Annotated in this window: 16 protein-coding genes; 10 read left to right on the forward strand and 6 right to left on the reverse strand. The window is 70.5% G+C overall.

The genetic code is table 11. The features are described 5' to 3' along the window. Window positions 1–27 precede the first annotated feature (27 nt). Entirely contained in the window at window positions 28–1,194 is a 1,167-nt protein-coding gene (locus KME78_RS24740) for a low temperature requirement protein A (protein ID WP_219531593.1), read from the forward strand. A gap of 87 nt (window positions 1,195–1,281) precedes the next feature. Here KME78_RS24740 and KME78_RS24745 read toward each other — a convergent pair whose 3' ends face one another. Then, window positions 1,282–2,220: an adenosine deaminase gene (locus KME78_RS24745; RefSeq protein ID WP_219531595.1), complete on the reverse strand. Its 939-nt coding sequence runs from the start codon at window positions 2,218–2,220 to the stop codon at window positions 1,282–1,284. Window positions 2,221–2,308: 88 nt separating this feature from the next. Between KME78_RS24745 and KME78_RS24750 the strand changes: the two genes are divergently transcribed. After that, on the forward strand, window positions 2,309–3,457 hold the full coding sequence (locus KME78_RS24750) for a PucR family transcriptional regulator (RefSeq protein WP_219531597.1): 1,149 nt from the start codon (window positions 2,309–2,311) through the stop codon (window positions 3,455–3,457). Here KME78_RS24750 and KME78_RS24755 read toward each other — a convergent pair. Further along, entirely contained in the window at window positions 3,422–4,603 is a 1,182-nt protein-coding gene (locus KME78_RS24755) for a metal-dependent hydrolase family protein (RefSeq protein WP_219531599.1), read from the reverse strand. The two genes, KME78_RS24750 and KME78_RS24755, sit on opposite strands and share 36 nt — an antisense overlap. 218 nt (window positions 4,604–4,821) lie before the next feature. Between KME78_RS24755 and KME78_RS24760 the strand changes: the two genes are divergently transcribed. From KME78_RS24760 to KME78_RS24775, 4 genes are read left to right on the forward strand one after another with little or no spacing between them, the layout of a single operon-like run. Further along, window positions 4,822–5,871: an ABC transporter substrate-binding protein gene (locus KME78_RS24760; protein WP_219531601.1), complete on the forward strand. Its 1,050-nt coding sequence runs from the start codon at window positions 4,822–4,824 to the stop codon at window positions 5,869–5,871. Continuing rightward, window positions 5,868–6,620 carry an ABC transporter ATP-binding protein gene (locus KME78_RS24765; protein ID WP_219531603.1) on the forward strand — a complete coding sequence of 251 codons (753 nt, stop codon included), beginning with the start codon at window positions 5,868–5,870 and terminating at the stop codon, window positions 6,618–6,620. Before KME78_RS24760 ends, KME78_RS24765 begins: the two co-directional genes overlap by 4 nt. A gap of 13 nt (window positions 6,621–6,633) precedes the next feature. Next, a complete protein-coding gene (locus KME78_RS24770) occupies window positions 6,634–7,392 on the forward strand; it encodes an ABC transporter permease (protein ID WP_219531605.1) in 759 nt (252 codons plus the stop codon). Further along, window positions 7,389–8,168, forward strand: a complete 780-nt coding sequence (locus KME78_RS24775; RefSeq protein ID WP_219531607.1) for an ABC transporter permease — start codon at window positions 7,389–7,391, stop codon at window positions 8,166–8,168. Before KME78_RS24770 ends, KME78_RS24775 begins: the two co-directional genes overlap by 4 nt. A gap of 15 nt (window positions 8,169–8,183) precedes the next feature. Here KME78_RS24775 and KME78_RS66310 read toward each other — a convergent pair whose 3' ends face one another. After that, entirely contained in the window at window positions 8,184–9,134 is a 951-nt protein-coding gene (locus KME78_RS66310) for a GlxA family transcriptional regulator (RefSeq protein ID WP_219531609.1), read from the reverse strand. Between the two features lie 125 nt (window positions 9,135–9,259). Between KME78_RS66310 and KME78_RS64580 the strand changes: the two genes are divergently transcribed. Continuing rightward, complete coding sequence (locus KME78_RS64580) at window positions 9,260–9,865, forward strand: DUF6010 family protein (protein ID WP_246651773.1); 606 nt, start codon at window positions 9,260–9,262, stop codon at window positions 9,863–9,865. On the opposite strand, the gene KME78_RS64585 is transcribed toward KME78_RS64580, so the two are convergent. From KME78_RS64585 to KME78_RS24800, 3 genes are all read right to left on the reverse strand, one after another. Beyond that, on the reverse strand, window positions 9,798–10,529 hold the full coding sequence (locus KME78_RS64585) for a CAP domain-containing protein (protein ID WP_246651774.1): 732 nt from the start codon (window positions 10,527–10,529) through the stop codon (window positions 9,798–9,800). The genes KME78_RS64580 and KME78_RS64585 overlap by 68 nt on opposite strands. Before the next feature lie 299 nt (window positions 10,530–10,828). Continuing rightward, window positions 10,829–12,373 carry a D-alanyl-D-alanine carboxypeptidase/D-alanyl-D-alanine endopeptidase gene (gene dacB / locus KME78_RS24795; RefSeq protein ID WP_219531611.1) on the reverse strand — a complete coding sequence of 515 codons (1,545 nt, stop codon included), beginning with the start codon at window positions 12,371–12,373 and terminating at the stop codon, window positions 10,829–10,831. A 157-nt stretch (window positions 12,374–12,530) separates the two neighbouring features. Beyond that, window positions 12,531–13,079, reverse strand: a complete 549-nt coding sequence (locus KME78_RS24800; RefSeq protein ID WP_219531613.1) for an FHA domain-containing protein — start codon at window positions 13,077–13,079, stop codon at window positions 12,531–12,533. Window positions 13,080–13,167: 88 nt separating this feature from the next. Between KME78_RS24800 and KME78_RS24805 the strand changes: the two genes are divergently transcribed. The 3 genes from KME78_RS24805 to KME78_RS24815 are packed head-to-tail and all read left to right on the forward strand — an operon-like array spanning window position 13,168 to window position 16,906. Further along, window positions 13,168–13,680, forward strand: coding sequence for a PadR family transcriptional regulator (locus KME78_RS24805; protein ID WP_219531615.1), 513 nt, complete (start codon window positions 13,168–13,170; stop codon window positions 13,678–13,680). Next, on the forward strand, window positions 13,677–14,357 hold the full coding sequence (locus KME78_RS24810; protein WP_219531617.1) for an ABC transporter ATP-binding protein: 681 nt from the start codon (window positions 13,677–13,679) through the stop codon (window positions 14,355–14,357). Before KME78_RS24805 ends, KME78_RS24810 begins: the two co-directional genes overlap by 4 nt. Further along, a complete protein-coding gene (locus tag KME78_RS24815) occupies window positions 14,354–16,906 on the forward strand; it encodes an FtsX-like permease family protein (RefSeq protein ID WP_219531618.1) in 2,553 nt (850 codons plus the stop codon). Before KME78_RS24810 ends, KME78_RS24815 begins: the two co-directional genes overlap by 4 nt. Window positions 16,907–16,990: the final 84 nt, after the last annotated feature.

Consider the following 16,990-nt stretch of genomic DNA (forward strand, 5'->3'; position numbering starts at 1 on the left):
GGTCAGCTGCGCCAATAAGGTAGGCGTATGTCGCCGCTCCGCACCCGTATGGCTGCTCGTGATCTCGCGGAGCAGCACCGGGCCTCGAGCCCGCTGGAGCTGCTCTTCGATCTCACCTTCGTCGCCGCCGTCTCGCAGATCGTGGGCCGGCTCGCCCACGCGACCGAGCAGGGGCATGGCGTGGCGGCCATCGGGCCGTTCCTCATGGTCTTCTTCGCCATCTGGTGGGCGTGGATGAACTTCACGTGGTTCGCCTCCGCGTACGACACCGACGACGTGCCGTACCGCGTCATGACGCTTCTGCAGATGGCCGGGGTGCTCGTGCTCGCGGCCGGGGTGCCCACGGCGTTCGAAGGCGACTTCACCGTCGTGACGATCGGCTACCTGGTCATGCGGGTCGGGCTGGTGAGCCTGTGGTTGCGCGCGGCGGTCGCGCACCCCGAAGGACGCGCGACGGCGCTGCGCTACGCGATCGGCATCTCGCTCGTCCAGGTGCTCTGGGTGTCCAAGCTCGCGCTGCCGGGTGGCGGGCCGGTCTGGCTGTTCGTCGGGTGCGCCGTCCTCGACCTCGCGGTGCCGCCGATCGCGGAGCGTACGGGATCGACGAGCTGGCACCCGCACCACATCGCCGAGCGGTACGGGCTGTTCACCATCATCCTGCTGGGCGAGAGCGTGCTCGCGGCCACGAACGCGGTGCAGGGCGCGGTCGCGCACGGACTGAGCGTAGGCCTCGTCGTCATCGCGATCGCCGGGCTCGTCATCCTCTTCGCGCTGTGGTGGATCTACTTCTCCGAGCCCGCCGGTGACGGGCTCGAGGAACGGCGGGAGAGGTCGTTCTTCTGGGGTTATGGGCACTACGTGATATTCGCGGCGCTTGCCGCGCTCGGCGCCGGGCTTGAGGTCGCGGTGGCCTCGCTAGGGGAGGGGGAGCACCACATCGCGGCAGGTGCGCAGGTCGTGGTCGCCTCGGTCGCCATCCCGGTCGTCATCATGCTCGTCCTGTTGTGGGTGCTGCACGCACCCCTGGTGAGCCGTACGGTGGTGCGGCCGGCGGCGATCGGTGTCGCGGTGGTGCTCGTGCTGCTCGCCGCGTTCTTCGCGCCGATCATCGGCGTCGCCGCGGGACTGAGCGCCATCGCCGCGGTGCTCGTGCTCCTGCTCGGGACGACCTTGGCGCGCGAGTCCAGAAGCTGAACAGCCCCGATCACATCACATCAGCTCGTCCGGCGACGCGAGCCATCAGCGTCAAGGCTCAACCGGCTGCTCCGGACCCTCCACGCCTCATTGACCGGCTGAGGGCACCTCGACGAACGACGCCGTGAAGGAGTTGCGGGCGATCTGGTCCAGCTGCGCGTCCGTCATGCCCAGCTCGTCGCGGAGCGCCTGGTAGTTGTCCTCGACGTAACCGCCGAAGTACGCCGGATCATCGGAGTTCACCGTGACCAGCAGGCCCTCGTCCAGCATCGCGGGCAGGATGTGGTCCCGCAGCGACGGCACCGTGCGCAGCCGGACGTTCGACAGCGGGCACACCGTCAGCGGGATCCGCTCCTCCCGCAGGCGGGCGACCAGCGACGGGTCCTCCATGGCGCGGATGCCGTGGTCCACGCGCTCCACCTTGAGCACGTCCAGGGCCTCCCACACGTAGTCGGGGCCGCCCTCCTCGCCGGCGTGCGCGACCCGGCGCAGCCCCTCCGCGGCCGCCATGTCGAACACCCGGCGGAACAACGCCGGCGGATGACCGACCTCCGCCGAGTCCAGCCCGACGCCGATGAAGTGCTCCCGGTACGGCAGCGCGGCCCGCAGCACCTCCTCGGCCTCCGCGGCGCCCTGGTCACGCAGGAAGCACATGATCAGGGCCGCCGACACGTCGCTGTCCTTGAGCGCGGCCGACAGCCCGCCGAACACCGCCTCCAGCGACACGCCCCTGCTCAGATGCGCCTGCGGGTCGAAGAAGATCTCGGCATGCCGTACGCCCTGCGCCCGCGCCCGCGCCAGGTAGGCGGTGGCGAGATCGTAGAAGTCCCGGTCGGTGCGGAGCACGGCCATGTTCTCGTAGTAGATGTCCAGGAACGACTGGAGATCGGCGAAGTCGTACCGGGCCCTGATGGCCTCCGCGTCGAAGGTCGGCAGGTCGATCCCGTTACGCCTGGCCAGCTCGACGACGAGCTCGGGTTCGAGAGTGCCTTCGATGTGCAGGTGGAGTTCAGCTTTGGGCCGCATGTGATCGAGTAAACCTGACAACGCGCCGGGGGCGGTATCGTGCGAACCTCCGAACTGTCACTCGTTGACCTGGCATAACATCAGATTCATGAGGCTGGCGGATCTGCTGGGGCGCGACGACCTGGGCCTCGTGCCGGTGACCGGTCATGAAGGGCTCGGCCGGGAGGTGAAACGGGCCTATCCGACGGATCTGCCCGACCCTCGGCGCTACCTGCGTTCCGGTGACCTCGTGCTGACCAGCGGGGTCTGGTACAACCAGCCGTCCGACTGCGAGACGTTCGCCGACGCGCTGTGGACGAGCGACGTCGCCGGGCTGATCGTCGGGCTGGTCGTGCTGGGGGAGTTGCCGGACGCGCTGGTCAAGGCGTGCGAACGCCGTCGGTTGCCGTTGCTCCTGGCCGCGCCCGACCAGTCGTTCGGCGCGATCACCGAGGTGGTGACCGAGGAGGCGTTCGCGGCCGAGCGGCGCAAGGACGAGCAGGCCAGGGCGCAGACGCTGCTCGACCTCCTGGGCACGCAGCGGATCGCGCCCGGCGAGGTCTCGGCCCACCTGCGGCTGCTCGGGGCCGATCCGGGGCTGCCGACCACGGCCATGGTGGTGGCCAGGACGGGCGGCAGCGACGAGGACGACGTGCCCGCCCTCATGTACGCCCTGGAGCGCAGAGGCCGGCATCTGGTCGTCGGCGGACGGCCGGACGAGGCGATGGTGCTGGTGAACGGCAAGGTGTCGCGTCAGGCACTGACCGAGGAGCTGCGCCTGCTCGTGACCAACCGGCCGGGCATGCGGGTGGCGGCCGGGATCAGCGACGCGACCGCCAGCGTGTCGCAGCTCGGCGAGGCGTTGGAGACGGCGCGGCGCGGGATGGAGTCGGCCCGCTACGGCGAGGGGCCGGTGTCCGTCATGTCGGTCGCCGACGTCGACAGCCACGAACTCCTGCTGGCCCAGCTGCCCGTGAGCGTGCGCCGCTCGTTCAGGGAGCACCTGCTCGGGCCGATCATCGACTACGACGCCCGGCACGGATCCGAGCTGCTGCGCACGCTCGACGTCTTCCTGGAGACGTGCGGCTCCTGGCAGCGGACGGCCGACGAGCTCTATGTGCACGTCAACACGTTGCGCTACCGCATGCAGCGGATCGAGGAGCTGACCGGGCGGCGGATGTCGTCGATGCGTGACCGTACGGACCTCTATCTGGCGCTCAGGTCAGGGCAGCCGGCCCGCGACGAGCCGGCCACGTGAGACCACGGCGACGATGTTCGCCACGGCCAGGTCCGCGATCCGCTCCCACGGGCGGCCGCGCAGCACGATGAAGTCGGCCCCGAGGCCCGGCGCGATCCGGCCCACCGGCATGCCGATCGAGTCGGCGGCGTCGGAGGTGGCCGCGCGCAGCGCCTCCTGGGCGGACATGCCCAGGATCTCGGTCATGTGGACCACCTCGGCGAGCTGGTCGCCGAACTGGACGTGGTGCCCGTTGGCATCAGTGCCCAGGACGAAACGGACGCCCAGCCGCGCCGCCTCGGCGAGCAGCACGTTGCGCGTGGCCACCAGCTCGGCGGCCTTGGCCATGGACTCCGCGGCGACCGGGACCCGGCCCTCGGCGATGGCCTCGTTGATCAGCAGGGTCGGCGCGACGGGTGTGCGGCGGGCCGCGAGCACCTCGGCGAGGTCCCTGCTCAGCAGCGTCCCGTGCTCGATGGAGTCGACGTGCTCCTCGACGGCGACGCGGATGCCGTCCTCGGAGTGGGCGTGCGAGGCGACCAGCATGCCGAGCGCGTGCGCCTCGTCGACGACGGCCCTGATCTCCTCGCGCGTGTAGTTGCGCCAGCCGTTCTTGTCGCCGATCGACAGCACGCCGCCGCTGGTGGTGAGCTTGATGCCGTCCATCCCGGCGCGGGCCCAGGTGCGTACGAGCTTGCGGCACTCGTCGGGGCCGTCGGCGGTGGGCTTGCGCTGCGGGATCGCGGGCGGCACGAACAGGTCGTTGTGCCCGGCCGTCATGCCGACCACGCCGTGGACCTGGACCCGCGGGCCGGGCAGCACGCCGGCGTCGAAGGCCCGGCGCAGCGCGATCTGCGCCTCGTCCCCGGCCAGGTCGCGCAGGGTCGTCACGCCGTGGCGCATGGCCCGCTGGGCGTGGGCGACGCCGTGCAGCACCTGTTCGTCGCGGGTCGTGACGAGCGGCCAGGTGGCGAAGTCCGGCGGCGGGCCCTCACCGGCGTGGCCGATCAGGTGTACGTGCGTGTCGACCAGGCCGGGGAGCACGCACAGGTCGTCGTGCCGCTGTGTGGCGGGCCGCACGTCGCCGATCCGGTCCGGCTCCCAGGTCAGCTCGACCGGGCCCCTGAATTCGGTACCGTCCCAAAGCGGGATTCCGTCAAGTCTCATCTCATCAAGGACGCTACCGGACGCCCTCCGCCGCTGGAGGGATCTACGGACCTCACCGGGCGCTCTCGTAGGGACCTACAGGGTCCGAAGCGCCGGGGCTGGGCTTTTCCCCACCCGATCATCCCACCCCATGCCGTGACCGGTTTTCCGTCACACGATGGTAATAATCGCTGTATAGCTTCCTGACCTGCACGTTCATCGCCGTTCCAAGGAGAATTATGGCTACCCTCGACCGTCGCGCGTTCCTGCGGACGACAGGTCTGGCCGGACTGGCGCTCGGCCTGGCCGCCTGTGGCGACAGCGGTGCGTCCGGTGGGAGCGGGAGTGGGAGCGGGTTCGGCGCGGTCAAGATCCAGCTCTCCTGGAAGAAGAACGTCGAGTTCGCCGGCGAGTACTTCGCCGACAGCAAGGGCTACTACAAGGCCGCCGGATTCTCGCAGGTGGAGCTGCTGTCGGGTGGCGGCTCCGGCACCTCGGTCGAGTCGGGCCTGACCACCGGCCGCTGCTGGATCGGCCTGTCGACGCCGACCATCACCGCGCCCGCCGTGCTCCAGGGCGCGCCGCTGAAGATCGTCGGCGCGACCTTCCAGAAGAACCCCTTCGCCATCGTCTCCCTCGGCAAGAGCCCCATCCAGGACCCCAAGGACCTGGCCGGCAAGAAGATCGGCGTCCAGGACTCCAACGAGCTGGTCTGGAACGCGCTGCTCAAGGCCAACAACCTCGACCCGTCGAGCGTGACGCGGGTGCCGTTCCAGTCCGACCCGTCGATGCTGACCTCCGGCCAGCTCGATGGCTATGTCGGCTTCGTCACCAGCGGCCCGGTGCGGCTGAAGATGCAGGGCGTGGACGCGGCGCACATGCTGTTCGCCGACCACGGGCTGCCGCTGGTCGCCGAGACGTTCACGGTGACGCAGGAGACGATCGACAAGGAGCGTGACAAGCTCAAGGCGTTCCTCACGGCCGAGATCAAGGGTTGGAAGGACGCCGTCGCCGACCCGGCCAAGGCGGCGGAGCTGGCCGCGAAGACATACGGCAAGGACCAGAACCTCGACGTCGCCGAGCAGACCGAGGAGGCCAAGATGCAGAACGAGCTCGTCGTCACCCCTGACGCCAAGGCCAACGGCCTGTTCACGATGACCGCCGAGCTGATCGAGCAGAACATCGCCTCCCTCGCCAAGGCCGGGCTGACCGTCAAGGCCGAGAGCCTCTTCGACCTGACGATCCTGGACGAGATCTACAAGGCCGACGCGAGCCTCAAGCTCTCATGACCGGCATCGGCATCACGGGCCTGAGCAAGACGTTCAGCAGAGGGCTGACCGCGATCGAGCACATCGACCTGGAGACGCCGAAAGGCTCCTTCCTGTCGCTGCTCGGCCCCTCGGGCTGCGGCAAGTCGACCGTGCTGCGCATCCTGGCCGGGCTCGAACAGCCCACCACCGGCGAGATCCGGGTGAACGGCGAAACCCCGGAGGAACTCCGCAGGAGCCACCACCTCGGCATCGCCTTCCAGGACTCGGCGCTGCTGGCCTGGCGGAGCGTCGCGGCCAACATCCGGCTGCCGCTGGAGGTCGCCGGGATCAAGCCGGAGCCCGGCGTGATCGACGACCTGATCAAGCTGGTCGGCCTGCAGGGCTTCGAGAAGGCGCGGCCCGCCGAGCTGTCGGGCGGCATGCGGCAGCGCGTGTCGATCGCCCGCGCGCTGGTGGTCAAGCCCAGTGTGCTGCTGCTCGACGAGCCGTTCGGCGCCCTGGACGACATGACCCGCCAGCGGCTCAACCTGGAACTGCTGCGCATCTGGACCGAGAAGCCCGCCACCACGCTGATGGTCACCCACGGCATCGGCGAGGCGATCTTCCTGTCGGACGTGGTGGCCGTCATGAGCCCGCGCCCGGGCCGGATCGTGGAGCTGGTGGAGATCGACCTGCCCCGCCCCCGCGTGCCCGAGATGATGCGGACACCGGAGTTCCACGCCATCCACGACCACCTCAGCGACCTGCTCTTCGGGCAGGGCTCGTGAAGGGGCACGGCTCGTGAAGCGGATCCACGGCCTGCTCGGCGTCGCCGTCCTGATCGCCCTGTGGTGGCTGCTCGCCGTGACGGTCTTCGCGGACGGCGGCGCGGTGCCGACACCGTGGGCGGTCCTGGCCGGTATGGGCCACGACGGCTGGGCCTTCTACGGCCCCAACACGACGGCCACCGTCGGCGCCGCGCTCCAGGGCTTCCTCTGGGGCAACGGCCTGGCCATCGGGGTCGCGCTGCTCGTCCTGCTCGTCCCGCGCCTGGAGGCCGTGGCGACGCAGCTCGCCGTGATCAGCTACTGCATCCCGCTGCTGGCCATCGGCCCGATCATCCTGGTCGTCTTCGGCGGTGAGGCCGCCGTGGTGTTCCTGGCCGCTGTCTCCGTCTTCTTCACCACGCTCATCGGCGCCCTGCTCGGGCTCCGCTCCGCCGACCGGACCAGCCTCGACCTCATCGCGGTGTACGGCGGCGGCCGGCTGGCCAAGCTCCGGCACGTCCAGATCATCGCGGCGCTGCCGAGCACGTTCGCCGGGCTGAAGATCTCGGCCCCCTCCGCGCTGCTCGGCGCCATCATCGGTGAATACCTCGGCAGCAACGACCAGGGACTCGGCGTCTCCTTGATGATCTCCCAGCAGCAGTTCCAGGTCCCGCGCACGTGGGGGCTGGCGCTCGTGGCCGGCCTGGTCGCGGGCCTCGGCTACGCGGTCGTCGCGCTGGTCGCGCGCGTGGTCACACCCTGGTCGTACGGCAGAGCGAGGTCCTCCCGATGATCGGCCGCATCGTGTTGCGAGTCGTCGGCCCGCTGCTGCCCTCCGTGGTCATCGTGGTGGCGATCTGGTGGCTGTCCCTGGAGGCGTTCGGCATCAGCCCGCTGGTGGGCAAGCGTCCCCCGCAGGTCTGGGAGTACCTGTTCGGCTCGTCCGCGGCGCATCGCGACGCGGTCTTCGCCGCCCTGGGCATCACGATCAGGGACGCGGCCATCGGCTTCGCCACCGGGATGGTCGCGGCGGTCGTCGTGGCGATGGCGTTCGTGCTGTTCAGGACTGTCGAGCAGACGTTCATGCCGGTCGCGATGCTGTTGCGCTCGGTGCCCCTCGTGGTGATGACGCCGCTGATCACGCTCGTCTTCGGCCGCGAACTCGTCGGCGTCGCCGTCATCGGCGGCATCGTGGTGTTCTTCCCCGCCCTGGTGAACATCGCCTTCGGGCTGCGCTCGGCCTCGCCGCAGGCCACCGACCTGGTGATGGCGTACGGGGGCGGGCGGCTGACCGTGCTGCGCAAGGTGGCCGTGCCGACGGCGATGCCCTCGGTGTTCGCCTCGGCGCGGATCTCCGTGCCCGCCTCGATCATCGGGGCGCTCATCGCGGAGTGGCTGGCGACCGGGCAGGGGATCGGGGCCGGGATCCTGCGGGCGATCGGCGGGTTCCGGTACGACGAGGTGTGGGCGGACATCGTGGTGGTCACGGCGGTGTCGATCCTGGCGTACGCGGTCGTGGGCGTCGTCGAGTCACTGGTCCTGGCCCGTTTCTCGGACACCCGCGACTGACCGGGGCCTGAGCGCTCAGGAGGCGCTGGTCCGGAAGGAGGAGCGGTAGGAGCGCGGGGTGACGCCGACCACGCGTTTGAACCGCTCCCGGAAAGCGGTGGGCGAGCCGAACCCGGCCTGTGCGGCGATGCGCTCGACGCCGTCGTCGGTGGTCTCCAGCAGCAGTTGCGCCCGCCGTACCCGGGCGCGCAGCAGCCACTGCAGCGGGGTGGTGCCGGTCTGCTCCCGGAAGCGGCGGCTGAAGGTCCGCTCGCTCAGCCCGCTGCGCCCGGCCATCGCCGCCAGGGTCACCTCCTCGGCGAGGTTGTCCTCGACCCACGACAGCACCGGCTCCAGCAGCGAACCCTGGGGCACCGGCGGCCGGGCGGTCACGATGAACTGCGCCTGCCCGCCCTCCCGCTCCAGCGGCATCACCGACAGCCGCGCCGAGTCCGCGGCGACCGCCGAGCCGAAGTCCCGCCGGACGATGTGCAGGCACAGGTCCAGGCCGGCCGCGGCCCCCGCGGAGGTAAGGATCTGGCCGTTGTCGACGTACAGCACGTCCGGCCGCACATCGACCAGCGGGAACAGCTCCGCCAGCCGGCCAGCCGCCACCCAGTGCGTGGTCGCGCTCAGCCCGTCCAGCAGCCCGGCCGCGGCGAGGGTGAACGCGCCCGCGCAGATGGACGCGATCCGGGTGCCGGCGGCCGCCGCCGCACGCAGGGCGTCGAGCACCTCCGGGCACGGCGGGGCGGCCTGGTCCGAGCAGCCCGGTACGACGATCGTGTCCGCCTCCCGCAGCGCCTCCAGGCCGTACGGGGCGATGAGCGTGAAGGTCTCACTGACCACTTGCGGCGTCGCCGCACAGACCTGGACCCGGTACGGGCGGCGCCCGTCCGCCAGCCGGGCGCGCCCGAACACCTCGATCGGGGTCGCCATGTCGGCCGCCACCACCTGGTCCAGCGCCAGGACCGCCACAGTGTGCATGGCAACCACGGTAGGGGTGGCGAGAACCCGTTGGAGATTGTCCATCCAGCCTCTGGGGGCCGACGAGCGGTCGGCCTAGCGTGGTGATCCAATCCCCGCTCGTCAACCGAAGGATCGCCACGCCCATGTCCATCCTCATGCCGATCCTGATCGGCCTGATCGCCATCTGCGGCATGTCCCTGATCCGCGAGCCGCATCGACGCCGCGTCAACGCCCTGGCGATCGCCGGCGCGGGTGCCGCCTACCTCAGCGGCGGCGGATTCGGCCCCTGGGAGTTCGTCCTGCCGGTCGTCATGACCTGTGTCGCCTACAAGGGGCTCGACAACTGGACCTTCATCGGCATCGGCTGGTTGCTCCACACCGCCTGGGACATAGGCCACCACCTGCAGGGGAGCCCCCTCATCCCGTTCGCCGAGTCCTCCTCCTTCGGCTGTGCCATCTGCGACCCGGTGCTGGCGCTGTGGTGCTTCGCGGGCGGACCGTCGATCATCGACTGGACGCGTACCCGCTGGAAAGGGGTGCGGGCCCGGTCGCGGTCCGCTGTGCGGGGGGAGGCGCGACCGGGCCCGCCGGATGGGAGCGCCGTGGCGTTGCGGTGGGAACCGGCGCGGTGGCGCGCCTGGTGGAGGCCCGACGCTCCCTGGCTGGGTGGGGTTCTGTGGTCTAGTGCGCGGCGAAGTCCTGAGTCCAGTAGGGGCCCTTGGTGGACTGGCCGACGCCGATATGGGTGAAGGAGCAGTTCATGATGTTGGCGCGGTGCCCAGGGCTGTTGAGCCAGGCCTGTACGACCGAGGCGGCCGTCGGCTGACCCATCGCGATGTTCTCGCCCCAGGTGCTGATCGGCGCGAAGCCGGCCGCCGATATGCGATTGCCCGGGGTCCGGCCGTTCTTGGAGTCGTGGTCGAAGTAGCCTTGAGCGGCCATGTCGGCGGAGTGCCGCTCGGCCGCCGCGTGGAGCTTGGGGTCATGGGTGAGGGGGCGGCAGCCCTTCTTGGCGCGCGCCTGGTTGGTGAGCTTGACGACCTGCTCCTCGATGGTCGAGGCGGTGCTGGTCTTCGGCGATGTCCGCCCCGCGCAGGACAGTGCCACCGACGGCGACTGGATCGGCTTGCTCTGGTAGTCCATGGCCACGACGTAGTAGCGGCCGGGGGCGGCACAGCGGACGCGGGCGGCGATCCGGCCGTTCAGCACGAGCTTGGATCCGCTCTTCACCGTACGGTCGGGACCGGCCACGGCTCGGACGATCCGAACCCTGAGCGTGGCCTTGGCATCACAGCCGACCCGGCCGGCCGTGCCGGTGACCATGCCCCTGGACAGGGACGGCTTGGCGGCCACGACCCGGCACGGAGTCTTCGTGCTCGCCGCCTGGGCGGTGGCGGGCGCGGGGAAGCTCAATGCCGCCAGACTTCCGAGGCAGACAAGTGCCTGGAGTTGCCCGCGCATCCTGTCCCTCCGGTGCTGCTAGATCCTGCGTCGATCCCGCATTCTGGTAGGCCCGCAACGCTCATGTCACGAAAAACGCTGCTATATCTGGAGTACCAGGTGACCCAATCGTAACGATCTCCCCATCCACCTCGGTAAACCTCCCACGCCACCTGGGCGTCACACGCCAAAAATATGGCCGTGCGGCGTGACGCCGCACGGCCATGGACGGACATCGCCGGCTCAGCACTCGCCGGGCGCTGCCCGGTCGATCAGCACTCGGCGGGCTTGAGCCAGGAGCACTCGAGGTCGGCCGTCGCGGTCTCACCCGTCGAACGGAGCTGCGACACCGCGTCCACCGGCGCGGTCCGCGAGAACTGGGCGAGCCGGATGGCGATCTTGTCCTCGATGTCCTTCGGCGAGCTCGACAGGAACTGGTTGAGCATGATGGAGAACACCAGCGGCTCGCCCTCCGCGCTGTTCACGTAGCCCGACAGCGACGTGACGCTGGTCAGCGACCCGGTCTTGGCGTGCACGTTGTTCGCCGCGGCGGTGTTACGCATCCGGCTGCGCAGCGTGCCGCCGGTGAAGCGGTCGGCGTTGCCCGCGATGGGCAGCGCGTCGTACCAGGTCTTGAACCACGGCTTGGCGCGTACGGCGCTCAGGAGCTGGGCGATCGAGGTCGGCGTGAAGCCGTCGCGGCGCGAGAGGCCGGAGCCGTCACGCATGTTGAGCACCTGCACGCCGTTGGCCTTGGCGAAGTCGGTGGTCACCTTGAGCCCGGCCGCCCAGGTGCCCTGGCCGGAGACCTTGCGGCCCATCGCCTTGGTCAGGATCTCGGCGTGGATGTTGTTGCTCAGCTTGAGGAAGGGCACCAGCAGCTCGCTCAGCGGCATCGACTGGTGCTCGGCCAGCGTGGCGGCGCCGGACGGAGCCGCGCCGGTGACGGTCGGGCCCGCCACGCGGACGCCGTGCTTGGCCAGCGCCTTGCGGAACAGCGACGCCACATAGCGGGTGGGGTCGTCGACGGCCACCCACTCCTGGTACGGGTCGGCCACGGTGCCGGTGATGACCACGGTGTTCGTGGAGTGCTGCCGTTCGATGAGCACGTCGGTCGTGGTGCCCACGGTGGCCTTGTTGACGATCTTCAGGTAGTCGGTCTCGGGCGTGGTCGACACCTTGACCTGGCCGCCGGCGGCCGCCACCGAGACGATCACCGAACCGGCGTCGTAGTCCCGGTCCGGGGAGGCGGTCAGCGCGGAGATCTGCGCCGCGTAGTAGGCCGTCTCGTCGTCCCAGGTCCAGTCGTTGCCGAGCCGTACGGAGTCGAACCACGTGTCGTCGGCGACCAGCTTGCCCGCGACCAGCTTGATGCCCGCGGCGGCGACCTTGGCGGCCAGCGCGTCGTAGTCCTCGGCCAGCATCGTCGGATCGCCGGTGCCGCGCAGGACCAGGTCGCCGGTCAGAACGGAGCCGAGCTTGCGCCCGCCGCTCAGCACGGTGGTGGGGAAGCGGTAGTCGAGGCCGAGCGTGTCGACGGCGGCGGCGGAGGTGAACAGCTTGGTGTTGGACGCCGGGATCATCAGCTTGCCGGCGTCGGTGGCGTACAGCTCGTCGCCCTTGGCCGCGCTCTTGACGACCACGCCGGCCCGGCCGACGGTGAGCCGCGAGTCGGCGAGGATCTGGTTGATGTCCTGGGTCAGGTCCGCGACGCCCGCCGAGGGGTCGACCGCGACGGCGGGTGAGGAGGGGCTGGACGCCCACGCGAGGGCCGCGACGAGCGCGCCCGCGACGAGGGATGCTGAGGTGCGCCGCATGGAGTCTCCAATGAGGGCTGGGGGTCTCACCTGGGAGCATGAGGCAGCGCACGCAGCCTGTAATACGCAAATATCCGTATATTTCGAGTCGGCTGTACGGCAGGCGCCGCCCACGGTCAGCCTGACAGGAGGCCCTCGCCCACGAAAGACGGCGCGCTTACGTGAGCTGGCCCGCGTTCACCAGGAAGCCGCAGTCGCCGAAGGAGATCTCGTCACCCGACTTGATCTTGGCGGGCCCCACCAGTCGCCAGCCGTTCAGCCGCGTGCCGTTGAGCGAGCCCAGATCGACCAGCATCCAGCCGCCGTCGTCCTCGCGCCGCAGCTCGGCGTGCACCCGTGAGACCGTCAGGTCGGACAACACCAGGTCGCAGGCCGACCCGCGGCCGACCACGTAACGGACGCGGTGGTCGTCGGGCAGGGCCAGCCGGGGCAGGCGCGGCTTGCGCCAGGCCGCCTGGAGGCGGGTGGTGAAGTCGGAGGCGCTGGACACCGCGTCGGTCAGCCGCTGGCGGAACGTCCGGCGGCGGGGCAGATCGGCGACCAGGTCGTCGAGCTCGTGCCGGTTGCGCGCCCGGAGCGCTTGATCCACCCGGCCGACGAAGGTGTCGTGGGAGATCCGCCCTTCGACGGCACGGTCGCGGAGCTCGTCGATCGCGCGATCGCGTTCCCCGTCGGACGCGCGGAACGGTGGATGCGTCGAGCTCATGCCCCGAGTATCGGCCTGAACCGCGTCCCCTGTCCAGAATATGCGGATCTCTTGCGTCGACCATACTCAGTATGCATACTCAGTATCCATGTCGATCAGACACGGACTGCTCGCGTTGCTGAGCAGGGGGCCGCGTTACGGCTACCAACTCCGGGTGGAATTCGAGGCGTCGACGGGGGCGACCTGGCCGCTCAACATCGGCCAGGTCTACACGACGCTCTCCCGGATGGAGCGTGACGGCCTCGTCGAGCCCGGCGGGGCCGACGAACAGGGGAGGGCCGTCTACACGGTCACCGAGGCCGGTCGGGCCGAGCTGGGGCGATGGTTCAGCACCCCCGTCGACCAGACCGACCGGCCTCGGGACGAACTGGTCATCAAGCTCGCCATGGCCGTCGCCGCCGGCGACGTCGACGTCTCGGCGGTGATCCTGGCCCAGCGCACCGCCACCATGCGTGCGCTGCAGGAGCTGACCAGGGCGAAACGGGCGAACACCGAGGGGCTCGGGCAGCGGCTCGTCCTCGATTCATTGATCTTTCAGGCCGAGGCGGAACAGCGCTGGCTGGACCACTGCGAGGCCGTTCTCAAGGAGAAGAGCACATGACTGTGATGAGGTTGGATGAGGTGACGCGCGTGCACGGCCAAGTGCACGCGCTCAAGGGGGTGAGCCTCGAAGTCTCCGGCGGCGAGCTGGTCGCCGTCATGGGCCCGTCAGGCTCCGGCAAGTCGACCCTGCTCAACCTCGCGGGCGGCCTCGACCGGCCGACCTCGGGCAGCGTGACGATCGAGGGCACGGACCTGGCCACCGTGACGGACCTGGCGGCGCTGCGGCGCGGCAGCGTCGGGTACGTCTTCCAGGACCTGAACCTGATCCCGTCGCTCACGGCCGCCGAGAACGTGATGTTACCGAGAGAGCTCGACGGCGTCCGCTCCCGGCAGGCCCGGGAAGAGGCGCTGGCCGTACTGGCCTCGGTGGGGGTGGACCACATCGCCGACCGCTTTCCCGAGGAGTTGTCCGGCGGGCAGCGGCAGCGCGTGGCGATCGCCAGGGCACTGGTCGGCGAGCGGCGCCTGGTGCTGGCCGACGAGCCGACGGGCGCGCTGGACACGGCGAGCGGCGACGAGATCCTGCGCCTGCTGCGCGAGCGCTGCGACGCGGGTGCGGCGGTGCTGCTGGTCACCCACGAGCCCCGCTACGCCGGGTGGGCCGACCGCGTGGTGTTTCTGCGCGACGGGGAGATCGCCGACTCGACGGCCGTGCCTCTGGAGAGCGCCCGATGAGCGCGTTCGCCGCCGCACTGCGGATCTCCCGCAGGGACGCGGTGCGGTTCAAGGGACGGACAGCACTGATCATGGTGATGATCGGCCTGCCGGTGCTGCTCATCACCGGCGTGCTCACGGGGTACGCCACCATCGATGTGGACGCCCGCGAGGGGCTGACCACCCGGTTGGGGTCCGCGGACGCGTGGATCGGCACCAGCAGGTTCGGGTCTATCGAGCAGGACCCCTTCGGCATGAGCTGGACGTCGGGCAGTGGAGAGCCGTCCACGGACTCACCAGGGACGCAGGCAAAGGTTGCCGCGCTGGTCGACGGCCGGATCATCCCCTACAACGAGGACTACGGGGAGTTCCAGGACAAGGACGGCTACGACCGGGTGAGTGCCGTCGAGGTGGACCTGCGCGACCCGATGACCCGGGGAATGCGGCAACTGAAGGAGGGCCGGTTCCCGGCGTCGCCCAGCGAGGTGGTGGCGACGCCCGCGCAACTGCTGAGGCAAGGAGCGAAGGTAGGCGACACGATCAGCGTCACCCGGCGGAACACGCGGGTGCGTGTGGTCGGCGTGATCGAGAATCCCAGCAGACCCGGCTCCGCCGAGATCATCGGCTTCCAGGGCGTGCTCCTGCTGGACAAGGTTGGTGGCCTCGGCGCCGGCTGGCTCGCGGACACCACCGCGCCGCTCGACTGGGCGCGCGTGCAGGGGCTGAACAGACACGGGCTGCTCGTCCGTTCCAGAGCCGTCATTGAGAACCCGCCCGCCGGCGTCATCCTCGACAGCCCGGACGGCACCGCCCCGATCAAGACCGCGCTCGCCGTCGTCTTCATCGTCATGGAGACGGTGCTGCTGGCCGGGCCCGCGTTCGCCGTGGGGCTGCGGCGGCGGCGACGGGAGCTGGCCGTGATCGCGGCGCAGGGCGGCTCGGGCGCGCACCTGCGGGCCATCGTGCTGGCCGACGGGCTGGTGCTCGGCGGCGTGGCGGCCCTGGCGGGGACGGTCCTCGGCATCGGCGGCGCCCTTGCGGCGGTGCCGCTGGTCGGGCAATGGGTCGGGCAGCTCGGCCCGTTCGAGGTACCGTGGGCGAGCGTCGCGGGCGTGGCCGTGCTGGGCGTGGTGAGCGGGCTGATCGCCGCCCTCGTACCCGCCGTGCAGGCCGCCCGGCAGAGTCCCGCCCAGGTGCTGGCGGGCCGGACGGGCGAGTCCCGCGACCGTGCCGGTCGTCCCGTGCTCGGCCTCGTACTCGTGGTGGCCGGGTTGGTCCTGACCGCGCTCAGTCTGCGCGGTGAGGAGCTGCCGGTCGTGGCGGCTCTCGGGCTGGTCGTGCTGGGGCTGGTCGCGTTGATGCCGTGGCTGGTCCGCCGCACGGCCCGGCTCGCCGCCCGCCTGCCGCTCCCGCTGCGCCTCGCGGTCCGCGACGCCTCACGCCACCGCTCCCGTACGGCCTCCGCCGCCGCAGCCGTCATGGCGGCCACGGTGGCCGCGGTCGGGTTCAGCATCGGACTCGCCAGCAGTTCCGCGGGACGGGAGGCCGCTTACCATCCCTATGCCCCGGTCGGCAGCATCAAGATCGAAGGCGCCGACCTGGACGACAGCGGCTGGGCCAAGCTGCGGACGGCGGCCGCACGGCAACTGGGCGGGGCCCGGACGGTTCCCGGTGCGTATCCGGTGGACACCAAGGGCCGTGGAACCTGGATCGATCTCGGCCGCAACTGTGGCGAGCGGTGTGACCCCAGCGTCTCCTATGGAGGCGAGGTGCCGGTCGGCGATGCGCAACTGCTCGCGCTCATCCAGGGACGGCAGGATCCGCGGGCCGCCGCGGCGCTGGCCGCGGGCAAGATCGTGGTGTTCGATCCGGAGCTGATCAAGAACGGTCTGGCGACCCTGCAGGTCATGAACCGGGACGACGAGGGCGTGGTCAAGCCCAAGCGGCTGCCCGCCGTGCTCGCGAGCGCCGCCGACCCGCACGTCGGGGGCGGGGTGGTGCCGCCGGCCGCGCTGGCGTCCATCGGAGTGCAGGTCAAGGAGCGGCGGCTGTACGCCATGTACCGCCCCGCGGATCAGGAGCAGCTGACCCGGGATCTCTCGGCGATCAGCGGCAGGATCGATCTCTACGTCCAGCGCGACCAGGGCGAAGATCTCATACCCATGCTCTGGATATTGCTGGGCGTCGCCATGGTGCTGGTGCTCGGCGGCACGTTCGCAGCCACCGGGCTCGCCGCGGCCGACATGCGCCGCGACCTGGACACCATGTCGGCGGTCGGGGCGCCGTCCCGCAGCCGGCGGCTGGTGATAGCCGGTCAGGCGGGTTACATTGCCGGGCTGGGCGCGGTGGTCGGCGTCGTGGCGGGGGCCGTGGCCGGGATCGCGCTGTCCTGGCCGATGGCCATCGGACATCGAGCCGGGGACGCGTTCCCGTTCGATCCCGGGCCGACGACGATCGCCGTCCCGTGGCTGTTCCTGGCCGCGCTCGTGCTGGGCCTGCCGCTGCTGGCCGCGCTGGTGGCCGGGTTGTCCGCCAGGACGCGGCTCGTACTGGCCCGCCGCCTGACGTAGGGCCCACGGGAGGGCGCACCTCCCGGCTCCCGGTCTGCCGGCTCCCGGACGACGACCGCGGTCCGCCCGAGGCGGGCCGCGGTC

Origin of the sequence: Nonomuraea guangzhouensis, from assembly GCF_019396345.1 — a bacterium.
Taxonomy (GTDB): Bacteria; Actinomycetota; Actinomycetes; order Streptosporangiales; family Streptosporangiaceae; genus Nonomuraea; species Nonomuraea guangzhouensis.